1 pseudogene is annotated in these 292 nt (G+C 31.5%); it reads left to right on the forward strand.

Annotation, left to right across the window (positions count from 1 at the left end):
• Positions 1–292 (forward strand): annotated as a pseudogene (locus ACSG5Z_RS31315) (RNA-guided endonuclease InsQ/TnpB family protein); the annotation flags it as partial.

Below are 292 nucleotides of genomic sequence, written 5' to 3' on the forward strand. Positions count from 1 at the left end.
CGCTAAGAACATGTACAACACCACAAACTTTTATATACGCCAGGTGTACACTGGATTAACACAAGAAAAAAAGTTGCAGCCTTTGCAAAAAGTAGTTCTGGATAATATTCATAACAATATTGGTAAGATGAATGACACACAACGTCTTGCCTATGAGAAGAAATTGGAAAAAGAGAAATTAAAGCCTAAAGAACAACAGAAAGAGATTAAATGTAATTTGTTTTCAGAACCTAATTTTGAAAAACCTTATGTAGATTACAACTTTCTAGATGCACTATTTAAGGTTATGATT

Source organism: Bacillus pretiosus, assembly GCF_051294775.1.
Classification (GTDB): domain Bacteria; phylum Bacillota; class Bacilli; order Bacillales; family Bacillaceae_G; genus Bacillus_A; species Bacillus_A wiedmannii.